7 protein-coding genes are annotated in these 6,093 nt (G+C 71.4%); 1 reads left to right on the forward strand and 6 read right to left on the reverse strand.

Translation table 11 applies throughout. The features are described 5' to 3' along the window. A partial coding sequence (locus ACWEBX_RS36470) for a response regulator transcription factor (protein WP_451889037.1) occupies nucleotides 1-439 on the forward strand: 439 nt, incomplete at its 5' end. An 80-nt stretch (nucleotides 440-519) separates the two neighbouring features. On the opposite strand, the gene ACWEBX_RS36475 is transcribed toward ACWEBX_RS36470, so the two are convergent. The 6 genes from ACWEBX_RS36475 to ACWEBX_RS36500 all read right to left on the reverse strand — a co-directional run. Beyond that, entirely contained in the window at nucleotides 520-939 is a 420-nt protein-coding gene (locus ACWEBX_RS36475) for a DUF7144 family membrane protein (RefSeq protein WP_451889038.1), read from the reverse strand. 115 nt (nucleotides 940-1,054) lie between these two features. Beyond that, nucleotides 1,055-2,374 carry an alpha-galactosidase gene (melA, locus tag ACWEBX_RS36480; RefSeq protein ID WP_451889039.1) on the reverse strand — a complete coding sequence of 440 codons (1,320 nt, stop codon included), beginning with the start codon at nucleotides 2,372-2,374 and terminating at the stop codon, nucleotides 1,055-1,057. Next, entirely contained in the window at nucleotides 2,371-3,357 is a 987-nt protein-coding gene (locus ACWEBX_RS36485) for a carbohydrate kinase family protein (RefSeq protein ID WP_451889040.1), read from the reverse strand. Before ACWEBX_RS36485 ends, melA begins: the two co-directional genes overlap by 4 nt. A gap of 6 nt (nucleotides 3,358-3,363) precedes the next feature. After that, nucleotides 3,364-4,197, reverse strand: coding sequence for a carbohydrate ABC transporter permease (locus ACWEBX_RS36490; protein ID WP_451889041.1), 834 nt, complete (start codon nucleotides 4,195-4,197; stop codon nucleotides 3,364-3,366). Next, a complete protein-coding gene (locus ACWEBX_RS36495) occupies nucleotides 4,194-5,156 on the reverse strand; it encodes a carbohydrate ABC transporter permease (protein WP_451889042.1) in 963 nt (320 codons plus the stop codon). The genes ACWEBX_RS36490 and ACWEBX_RS36495 overlap by 4 nt, the downstream gene beginning before the upstream one ends. Before the next feature lie 68 nt (nucleotides 5,157-5,224). After that, a partial coding sequence (locus ACWEBX_RS36500; protein ID WP_451889043.1) for an extracellular solute-binding protein occupies nucleotides 5,225-6,093 on the reverse strand: 869 nt, incomplete at its 5' end.

Genomic DNA, 6,093 nt, shown 5'->3' on the forward strand with positions numbered 1-6,093 from the left:
CCTCGAATGCGCCCTCGTCAAACGCCCTCGACCGCGCCCGCGTGGGCTTCCGCCGTCCGGGCTGCGGACGGCGAGGCCGGAGCATCTGAGGCGGCCGTTCCTGGAGGCCGGCCCCTGGCTGCGGACCTTCGTGCGGCACCGGCCCGTGCTGGCCCAGGGCCATGAATGGCTCCCGGAGGCGGCCGCGGTCCGGGGCGCCGGCCAGGCGCCGCGGGCGGGTGACGAACCGTTGATCGCGCCGGTGATCGAACCGCTCAGCGAGCGCGAGCGGGAGGTGCTGGAGCGGCTGGCGCAGATGATGTCGAGGGACGAGATCGCGGCCGATCTGCATCTGTCGGTCAACACGGTCAAGACCCATCTCAAGAGCGTCTACCGCAAGCTCGCCGCGACCCGCCGGGGCGAGGCCGTACGACGGGCCCGCGACCTGCACCTCCTGTGAGCCGCGGACCCGTCGCGTCGGACGCCGGCCCGGCCCGGTCGAGCCCGGCCCGGCCCGGCCCGGTCCGGCGCCGTCGTCGGCTACGGCGTGTCCGAGTCCGGCCGTGCCACGCAGAGTGCCCAGATGACGAATCCGTACAGGGCTATGAGCGTCAGCGACCAGACGGGGTAGTACGGGATGTCGAGGAAGTTGGCGATGATCAGCAGCGCGGCGATGCCGACGCCGATCACCCGGGCCCAGGTGGCCGCCGTGAACAGGCCGAGGCTCACGACCACGGCGACCGCGCCGAGTGTCAGGTGGATCCAGCCCCAGCTCGTCAGGTCGAACTTGAACACGTAGTTCTGGCTGGTGACGAAGACGTCGTCCTCGGCGATGGCCATGACGCCCCGCAGGATGTCCAGGACGCCGGAGACGAACAGCATCACCGAGGCGAAGATCATCAGGCCGCTCGCGGCCGTCAGAGTGGCCTTGGAGCGGGTGTGATGCTGGGTGGTTGCCATGGCGAGACCTCCGTTGCACGGGCTGCGACCGCAGCCACTCACCCCCGAGCCTGCGACACCCGGGGCCCCACCGGCCTCACCCCCTAAGGGTGACGGTGAACGGACATGCCTCCGCTCAGTGGCCCAGCAGCGCCCTCAGACCGGGCTGGAGCAGATCACCGTGAGCCCGTACGAGGTCGTCGCACAGGTCCCAGATGTGCTCGACGGGGAGAGCCGCGGCCGTCGCGGGGTCGGCCATCGCGGCGTGCCGGATGTGGCGCGGCTCGTCGTCCGTGGCGGCGCGGACCACCAGGTCGTTGACGGACACGTACGCGCTGTTCAGCGCCGCGCACTGCGGGGGCAGCGCGCCGACACGGGTCGGCCGCACTCCCAGCGCGTCCGTCAGGCAGGGGACCTCGACGACGCAGTCCGCCGGGAGGTTGTCGATCAGACCGCGGTTGGGCACGTTGCCGTAGACCGTGCGGGGGGTGCCGGTCAGGGTGCTGTGGATGATCTGCGGCGCGTACTCCAATGTGCCCTCGACGGGCAGGGGCACGCCGGAGGCCAGGGCGTCGCGGGTGCGCCGGTAGCTCGCCGCGTTCTCCTCGACGATGTCCAGATAGGCGCCCACCGGCAGTCTGAGCCGCTCGATCTCGCTGTCGTGGTGGAGGTACCAGGGCACGTACTCCGAGGAGTGCTCGCTCGTCTCGGTGGGGTAGTGGCCGAGGCGGCGGTACATGTCCACCCGGACCCGGCGCAGCAGCTCCGGGTCCTTGGCGATGGCCTCGTCCAGGAGCGGGTAGAGGTCCTGGCCCGCGCGCTCGAAACGCAGCACCCACGCCTGGTGGTTGACCCCGGCGGCCAGATGGGTGACCTCCTCGAAGGGGACGCCGACGAGCTCGGCGAGGTCGTGCATCGTCCAGTGCACCGAGTGGCACAGGCCGGTGACGCGCAGTTTCGGGGCGATGCGGCTCAGATAGAGGACGTTCATCGCCATGGGGTTGGTGTAGTTCAACAGCAGCGCGTCCGGGCAGAGTTCGGCCATGTCGGAGGCGAGCGCGCGGAGCACCGGGAAGGTGCGCAGGGCCCGGAAGATGCCGCCGATGCCGAGGGTGTCGCCGATGGTCTGGCGCAGTCCGTAGCGGGCGGGCACGGCGAAGTCGGTGCGGGTCGCGGCGTCCATGCCGACCTGGATGATGTTGATGACGAAGTCGGCGTCCTCCAGCGCCGCCCGGCGGTCGCGATGCGCGGTGATCACGGGCCGCGCGCCGCGAACGTCGGCGATGTACCGGGCGGCGCCCTCGGCGGTGTCGAGCCGCTCCTGGTCGATGTCGTGCAACGCGATCCGCGCGTGGGCGAGTTCGGGGAACGTGAACAGGTCGGCCAGCAGCCCCTGGGTGAACACCACGCTCCCGGCTCCGATGAAGGCGATCTTGGGGGCGGTGACGTCGTTCATGAAGGACTCCTGGTCTCGCGGGTGCGGAGGGCTGGTGGAACGGCGGGGAGGTGCCCGCGGGCCGCGGCGAGGGCCTCGTCCCAGGTGGGCTGTGCCGCTGTGCCGCCGTGCGCTCGTGCCGAGAGCGAACCGCAGGCCGCGGCCACCGTGAGCGCGGAGCGCAGGTCGAGTCCGCGCAGGGTCGCGGCGACGAAACCGGCGTCGAAGCTGTCGCCCGCGCCGACGGTGTCCACGGGGTCGACGGCCACGGCAGGCGCGTGCGTGAGCACTGTCCCGGTGTGGGCGAGGGCGCCGTTCGCGCCGTCCTTGACCACGACCGTCGGTCCCCGGCCGGCCAGGACGGCGGCGGCCGGGCCGGGTTCGGCCGCCCCGGACAGCGCCGAGGCCTCGGCCGCGTTGGGCAGCAGGAAGTCGGTGAACTCCAGGACAGGAAGCAGGAGTTCCGGGTCCCAGCGGCCGGCCGGATCGTCATTGGTGTCGAGTGACGTGGTCGCGCCGGTCTCCCGTGCCAGGGCGAACAGCGGTGCCAGAGAACCCGCCAGACGGGGCATCAGGAAGAACGAGGCCGCGTGCACGTGCCGGGAGGCCACGATCAGCTCCGGCGGCACGTCCTCGGCGCCGGTCGCGGTGAGACAGCCCGGCGCCGTGAGGATGGCCCGGTCCCCGTCCCCGGTGGTGACGACCGTCGTGAGCGGTGTGGGCCGGACCGGGTCGGTGGCCAGGAAGGCCACGTCGACGCCGCGCCCGGCGAGCGCCTCGCGCACGAAGGCGCCCGCGGGGTCGTCGCCCACCCGGCCCGCGAACGCGACCCGCAGCCCGAGCCGCGCCGCCCCGCACGCCATGATCGCGGCGGAGCCGCCGAGCACCAGACCCGCGTGCTCGACGAGCTGTTCGCGCTGCCCGAACTCCAGGGGGCCGCGCAACGGGCCGACGACGACATCCGGATTCGCGTCGCCGACGACGAGGAGATCGAAGGATTTCACGGTGGCCTAGCCCTTCAGACCGCTCGAAGTGAGCGACTGGACAAAGGTCTTCTGCGCGAGCAGGAACGCGACCAGCACGGGCAGCACGGTGATGACGTTGCCCGCCATCACCGCCGACCACCGCGTGTGGTGCTGTCCCTGGAAGGTCGTCAGACCGAGCTGCAAGGTGTACCGCGTGTCGTGGTTGATCGCGATGAGCGGCCAGGACAGGTCGTTCCAGGTGCTCAGGAACGTCAGCACCGCGACCGTGGCCAGCGCGGGCCGGGCCAGCGGCAGCACGATCGAGAACAGCACCCGCAGCCGCGAACACCCGTCGATCCAGGCCGCCTCCTCCATCTCCCGGGGCAGCCCCAGGAAGAACTGCCGGAACAGGAAGACCGCGAACGGGGTGACGAGCGAGGGCACGATCAGCGCGCCGAGCGTGTCGATGAGCCCCAGTTCCTTCATCACCAGGAAGGTCGGGATCATCGTGAGCTGGAAGGGGATCACCATCGTCGCGAGCATCAGGGCGAGCAGCGTCCGCGATCCGGCGAACCGCATCCGCGCGAAGGCGTAGCCGCCGAGCGCCCCGAGCAGCAGATTCGACAGCACGGCCGCGACCGCGACGATCAGCGAATTGGCGAACCAGCGGGGGAACATCGCGTTCCCGAGCACATACCGGTAGCCGCCCAGGTCGATCCCCTTCGGCCACAGCGCGGGCGGGAACCGGTTGATCTCCGCGTCGGACATCACCGAGCTGAGCACCAGCCACACCAGCGGCAGCGCGAAGCACAGGGTCAGCGGCGCCAGCAGCAGATGCCGGCCGCTGGGTCGTCGCCGGGAGGGCGTGGGTGAACTCATCGGACCGCTCCTTCGGTACGTTCCTGCCGGCGTCGTACGAGACGCAGCGCGCCGCCCGCCACCAGCAGGGCGACCGCGAGGACGTACGCCGCCGCGGCCCCGTAGCCCGCCGTGAACGTCTGGAACGCCTGCTGCCAGACGAAGTAGACGACCACGCCGGTCGAGCCGAGGGGGCCGCCCTTCGTCGTCACATAGATCAGGTCGAAGACCTGGAGGGCCGTGATGAGCTGCCACAGCAGCAGGAACACGGTGACCGGGGTGAGGGTCGGCAGGACGATGTGGCGCAGCACCCGCCAGCGGCCCGCCCCGTCGATCCGCGCGGCCTCCACGAGTTCGGGCGGCACGTCCTGGAGCGCGGCCAGATAGACGACGACGCAGAACCCGACACCGCTCCACAGCGAGATCAGCACCAGCAGATAGATCGCCTGGTCCGGGTCGGTGAGAAAGCCCTGCGGGGACAGCCCGAGCTTGTGCAGCAGGGAGTTCGCGGCACCGAACTCGGGATCGAGGATGAACGAGAAGAGCACGCCCTGCGCGGTCGCCGAGACGACGAACGGAACGAAGACGAGCGTGCGGTAGAGGCCGATGAACCGGATACGCCGGTTCAGCGCCAGGGCCAGCATCAGCCCGCCGAGCAGGCTGAGCGGCACGTACAGGGCGGCGTACAGCAGCGTGTTGCCCACGGCCGTACGGAAGTTGGGGTCCTGGGCCAGGGCCCGGTAGTTGTCGAGGCCGACCCAGCGGCCCGGGGTGACCAGATCGTCGGCGCGGAAGGACAGGAGCAGCGACCACACGACGGGCACGATGCTCAGGCCGAGGATCACGACGACCGCCGGGCCGATGAAGGCCCAGGCGGTGGCCGTCTCATGGCGGCCGCGGCGGCGGGCGGCGCGCCGTGCGGCGGCAGGGGTCACCGCGGGGCCGGGTACGACGGTGAAGGCGCGGGGAAGGGTGGACATGACGGCCTCCTTCAGCCGGAAGTCGGCTGGGAACGTCTGAAGTCGGGTTCACCGGGGACGAGCGGGAGTCACCTGGGGATGAGCAGGGCCGCGTCGGCCGTGTCGGCGCACCGGCGGAGAGCGTGGGCGGGGGAGTCCTTGCCGAGGAGGACCGAGACGATCGCGGCGCCGAGCGCCTGGGAGATCTGCGGGTAGGCCGCGTGCACGGGCCGGACCCGGGCGGAGGCCAGGGTGTCGGTGAACACGCCGAGTCCGGTGGTCGTCCGGGCGTGCTCGCGCCACTCCGGACGCCTGGCGGTGCCCGAGCAGAGCGGGAGGCTGCCCGCCGCGACGTCCCAGCGCGCGTCCTGGGCCGGCCGGTTCATCCAGCGCACGAACTCGACGGCCGCGCGGGAACGGGCGGAACCGTTGTCGAACACGGTCCAGGTGTCCGGCCCTGAGATGGTGACCGGCCTGCCGCTGTACGTCGGGAGCGGGACGACGTCGTAGTCGACCTTCGCGGTGACGATGTCCGGAAGCTGCCAGGGTCCGGTCGCCACCATCGCCATCCGGCCGCTCAGGAACACCTGGTACATCTGCTCGCTGCCGGGCTTCGGGTCGACGTACACGCTCTTGTCGTGGGCCAGTCGGGCGACCGTCGTGAGGGCCCGGGTGCCCTGCTCGGCGAAGCCGATCCTCTTGCCGTCGGCGGCGACCACCTCGCCGCCGAGGTCCCAGATCATCGGCCACAGCCGCCAGACGGTGTCCTCGTCGCCGGTGCCCGGCCAGCCCGTGCCGAACACCCCGCGCCCGGGATCGGTGAGTCTGCGGGCGGTGTCGGTGAACTCGTCCCAGCTCCAGCCCGCCTTGGGGAAGGGGACCCCGGCCTGCCGGAACAGCTTCTTGTTGTAGACGACGGCCAGCGAGTCGAGCACGGCCGGGGCGGCGCGCACCTTGC

Source organism: Streptomyces sp. NPDC005070 (genome assembly GCF_053600395.1).